General features: G+C 74.5%; 6 protein-coding genes. 3 read left to right on the top strand and 3 right to left on the bottom strand.

The annotated features are described in order from the left end of the window. A partial coding sequence (locus AC0CYZ_RS00710; protein ID WP_472211083.1) for an EamA family transporter occupies window positions 1–523 on the bottom strand: 523 nt, incomplete at its 3' end. A gap of 398 nt (window positions 524–921) precedes the next feature. On the opposite strand from AC0CYZ_RS00710, the gene AC0CYZ_RS00705 reads away from it, so the two are divergent. After that, window positions 922–1239 (top strand): hypothetical protein, encoded by a 318-nt coding sequence (locus tag AC0CYZ_RS00705; RefSeq protein ID WP_472211080.1) that lies wholly within the window; start codon window positions 922–924, stop codon window positions 1237–1239. A 101-nt stretch (window positions 1240–1340) separates the two neighbouring features. On the opposite strand, the gene AC0CYZ_RS00700 is transcribed toward AC0CYZ_RS00705, so the two are convergent. Then, a complete protein-coding gene (locus tag AC0CYZ_RS00700; RefSeq protein WP_472211077.1) occupies window positions 1341–1784 on the bottom strand; it encodes a VOC family protein in 444 nt (147 codons plus the stop codon). Continuing rightward, window positions 1781–2698 carry a helix-turn-helix domain-containing protein gene (locus AC0CYZ_RS00695; protein WP_472211074.1) on the bottom strand — a complete coding sequence of 306 codons (918 nt, stop codon included), beginning with the start codon at window positions 2696–2698 and terminating at the stop codon, window positions 1781–1783. Before AC0CYZ_RS00695 ends, AC0CYZ_RS00700 begins: the two co-directional genes overlap by 4 nt. An 89-nt stretch (window positions 2699–2787) precedes the next feature. Here AC0CYZ_RS00695 and AC0CYZ_RS00690 point away from each other — a divergent pair, with 89 nt between their 5' ends. Continuing rightward, the gene (locus AC0CYZ_RS00690) at window positions 2788–3111 is read left to right on the top strand and encodes a putative quinol monooxygenase (RefSeq protein WP_472211071.1); all 324 of its coding nucleotides are present in this window, start codon (window positions 2788–2790) and stop codon (window positions 3109–3111) included. Then, window positions 3078–4528: amidase (locus tag AC0CYZ_RS00685; protein WP_472211069.1), on the top strand; the 1451-nt coding region annotated here is incomplete at its 3' end. The genes AC0CYZ_RS00690 and AC0CYZ_RS00685, both read left to right, overlap by 34 nt.

Here is a 4528-nt window from a genome sequence, read left to right as displayed (position 1 = left end):
CGTCGACGACGGTGTAGCCGGCGATCGCGATCCCGGTGGCGACGGCGGCGCCCAGGGCCGGCAGCGTCGCGCGGGAGGGGCGGCCGCCGTCGAGGGCGAGGCTCAGCAGGCCGAGCGAGATCACGACGATCCCGGCGAGCTGCAGCGCCGGGAGGTGGTGGCCGAGCACGACCTCGATCAGCGCCACCACCCACGGCGCCGTGCCCCGGGCGACCGGGTAGACCTGGCTGAACTCGCCGAGCTGGTAGCTCGCCCAGAGCAGCAGCGTGTAGACGACGTGGATCGCGGCGGAGCCGAGGACGAACGGCCACGCCCCCGCCGGCGGCAGCCCCACGACGAGGGCCGTCACCCCGCCGACGACGGTGTAGGCCGCACCGATCAGCGCGAAGCCGACGAGGCGGTCGGGGACCCCGTGCGCGATCGCGTTCCAGACGGCGTGCAGCACCGCCGCGACCAGCGTGATCGCGACGACGCCGGCGGGCACGCCGGACGAGGCGGGGGAGAGGACGAGTGCGGTGGCCACCGGATGGCTCCTCGGCGTCGGTGCCGTCCGTGGGACGGGCACGTCGAACAGGAGCCCTCGGGGTTTCTATCCCGTCAGGTGTCGGCCGGCGACCGGCCGTGGCGCCGCTCGGTCCAGACCCCGGCCACCCTGGTTGTGGGATGGGAGACGGGCGGCGGACGGAACCCTAGGCGCAATCACAGTGGACCCTACGCGCCCACGGCTGGGAACTCGGTGCGGCGACGGTCACCAGTGGGAGTGGAGTGATTGCGCGACGTGGCGACGGACTACTCCAAAGCAATGAAGATGTAAGGACAATGAGTTGGTAAACTGTGCAGAGTTTCGACAGCGTGTCACGGTGGCCGTTCCTCGACTCCCCGCCGAGGAACCAGAAGCCACCACGATGCGGAGAGAACACCATGCTGACCATCACGGATCTCGCCAGCCGACTCGGCGACGTCAAGGAGAAGACGACCGCCGCACTGCAGGCCTCGGAGGCCGACCAGGGGGCCTCGGTGGTCCTCGTGGCCGTCGTGCGCGAGTTCGACTCAAAGACGGACAAGGCGATGCGGAGTGCGAGCGACGACGTGTCCGCTCGGGACTCGGTCATCGAACTGGAACAGGCCGGGGACAGCGCCAAGGCGGCTGCGGAGGCGGATCCGCAGCTGGGCGACACCGCTCGGGAAGCCGTCCTCGCAGCACACCTCGAGATCTGCATCCTCAAGACCGAGGTCTGATCGAGCCGCAGGCGCCCCCTTCCGTCCGCGGATCCGGAACGTGCGGTCGTGGAACGAGACAGCGCCGATCGAGGATGAATTCCGACCGCGCTCAGTGCTGATCAACCACGCGGGTGTCCGGGGTAGGTCCCGAACTGCCAGTGGTTGCCCTCGGGGTCGAGCAGCGTGCAGTCGTGCGAGCCGTAGTCGGTGTCGTAGGGCTCGGCGACGACGGTCGCCCCGGCCTCGACGGCGCGCGCGAAGACCTCGTCGGTGTGCGCGGCGTCGCGGGTCACGACGTAGCCGCCGAAGGTCCCGACGCGCAGGCTCCAGCGTCCGTCGGCGGTCTCGCGGTCCTGGCCCATCATCAGTCCGCCGCCGGGCGGCCAGGCCAGCTCGGCGTGCACGATCACCCCGGCGTCGTCGGTGTGGGCCACCGTCTCGGTGAAGCCGAACGCCGAGACGTAGAAGTCGATCAGGGCGCGGGCGTCCCGGGCGCGCAGGGTGGGCCACACCTGCGCGGGCGGCGTCGTGGTCGTGGCTGTGGTCATCGTCGTCTCGCTCATGCCGCCGAGGATGGCGGGCGGCCCGGCCGCCGGTCTTGAACGGATCCGACGTCGCGCCCGAGCCCGGCGTCGGGGTCGTCGCCGCCGCCCGTCAGCCCGGTGCGGACCTCCTCGGCGACCCACCGCGAGGGCGAGCACCCGGCCAGCGAGCGGAACTCGCGGGCGAGGTGGGCCTGGTCGGCGTAGCCGTGGGTGGCGGCGACGTCGGCGAGGGCGAGCGCGCCCCCGCCGGCCCGGCCGGCGACGTCGCGGCGGGCGCGGTCGAAGCGGGCCATCCGCGCGGCGACCTTGGGGCCCACGCCGAACTCCGCGCGGAACCGGCGGCCGAGGTGGTCGCCGCTCCACCCGACGTCGTGGGCGAGGGCTCCGACGCCGACGTGTCCCGGCGACGTCAGGACCCGCCACGCGTGACGCACCTCGGCCGCGGGGCCCGGCGCGTCCCGGTGCAGCAGGCGGAGCAGGACGTCGTCGAGCGCGGCGAAGCGGGCGTCCCACCCGGCGTCCTCGGTGTCGGCGATCCGGGCCGTGAGCTCCCGGCCGGCCGTCCCCAGGACGTCGGCGGCCTCAACGGTCACCGTCGCGAGCGCCGCCGCCGGCAGCCCGAACAGGGCCCGGGCCGCGAGCGGGTGGACGGTGAGGTGCACGCCCGACTGGCGGCCGTCGTGGACGATCCGCTCCGGCACCTCGTGCAGGCCGCCGACGCACGCGGCGAAGCGGTCGCGCCCCCCGTCGGGACGCTCGATCTGCAGGCCGGGACCGAAGGTGACGACGAGCGTCAGGTACGGCGAGGGCAGGCCGCGGTGGCGGCCCGGGGCGAGGCCGCGCACGTCGTAGCCGTGGTAGGAGACGAGGCCGCGCAGCGGCGGGGCCGGCGCGCGGAAGCCGGAGGGAACGACCTCACCCGCCTGGCCCACGGGCCCAGTGTCCGCGCGGTCCTGCCCGACCCGCCAGACCCCGCTCGGACGGGTGTGCTCGGCGCCACCGTCGTGCCAGGATCCGCGGCATGATCTTCATCGCGGTCAAGTGGACCGTCAAACCGGAGTACGCCGACCGCTTCCCGGAGCTCACGAGGGAGTTCACGGCGGGCACCCGTTCCGAGCCCGGCAACATCTTCTTCGAGTGGAACAAGTCCCTCGACGAGGAGAACACCTACACCCTCGTCGAGGCGTTCCAGGACGACGCCGCCTCGGCGCACGTGAACTCCGACCACTTCAAGAAGTTCGTCGCCGAGGCGCCGGACTACGTGGACACCACGCCGCGCATCATCAGCGTGCAGGGCGTCGACGGGAACGGGTGGGGCGAGATGGGCGAGGTGAAGCCGCGCTGAGCACGATCGCGGTCCCCGAGGTCTGCGAGCTCGGCCTCGTGGGGCTCGCGGCGGCGATCGCCGCCCGCGAGGTGTCGTGCGTGGAGGTGGCCCGCGAGCACCTCGCGCACGCCGACGCGGTGAACCCGACCGTGAACGCGCTCGTCGCGCGGCCCGACCCCGAGGTCGTGCTCGCCGAGGCCGCCGAGCGGGACGCCGCGCTGGCCCGCGGGGAACACCGCGGCGTGCTGCACGGCGTCCCGCAGGCGGTGAAGGATCTCGCCGAGGCCGCCGGGCAGCCGTTCGTGGCGGGCTCGCCCGTGTTCGCCGACCGGGTGGGCGTCGTCGACGCGCCGCACGTGGCCCGGATGCGGGCCGCGGGCGCGGTGTTCGTCGGGCGCACCAACACCCCGGAACTCGGGTTCGGGTCGCAGACCTACAACCCGGTCTGGGGCACCACGCGCAACCCGTACGACCCGGCGCGCACCGTCGGCGGGTCCTCCGGCGGCGCGGCGGCCGCGCTCGCGACCCGGATGCTCCCGGCCGCGGACGGCAGCGACTACATGGGCTCGCTGCGCAACCCGGCGGCGTGGGCGAACGTGTACGGGCTGCGGCCCTCGCGCGGTCGGGTGCCGGGGGTGCCCGGCTTCGTCGCGCAGCTCGGCGAGGCCGGGCCGATGGGCCGCTCCGTCGCCGACCTGGCCGCGCTGCTCGGGGTCATGACGGCCGGCGGGCCCGTCGGGCCGCTCGACCGCGCGGACCCGCTGGACCTCGCCGACCTGCGACCGGCCGACCCGGCGGGCCTGCGGGTCGGCTGGCTCGGCGACCTCGGTGGACGGCTCGCGACCGAGCCCGGGCTGCTCGCGCTCGCCCGCGGGCCCGCCGACGTGCTGGCCGGGCTCGGGGCGGTCGTCGAGGACGTCGTGCCGGCGTTCGACCTCGACCGGCTCTGGGAGGCGTTCCTGCGCTGGCGGTGGTGGAACGCGGTCGAGATGGCGCCGCTCGTCGAGGACCCGGCGCTGCGGGACCAGCTCAAGCCCGAGCTGGTGTGGGAGATCGAGCGGGGCGTGGGGCTCGCGGCGCGCGAGGTGTCGTGGGCGGCCACGGTGCGCGCGGAGTGGTATGCGGCGGTCGTCGCCCTGTTCGCGCGGTTCGACGTGCTCCTCGCGCCGGCCACGCAGGTCCACCCGTTCGCCGTCGACGTGCCGTGGCCGGCCGAGATCGACGGGCGGGCGATGGACACCTACCACCGGTGGATGGAGACGGTGGCGCCGTGGTCGATGGCCGGGGTCCCGGTGCTGGGGATGCCGGCCGGGTTCACGCCCGACGGCCTGCCGGTCGGGGTGCAGCTGATCGGCCCGCCCGATGGGGAGCGCCGCGCGCTCGAGGTGGCGCTGACCCACGAGGCGGCGACGGACTGGTCGGCCCGCCGCCCGCC

This window comes from Actinomycetospora sp., from assembly GCF_055612215.1.
Note: the sequence above shows the minus strand (reverse complement) of the source record. Positions and strands in the feature narration are given on the sequence as shown.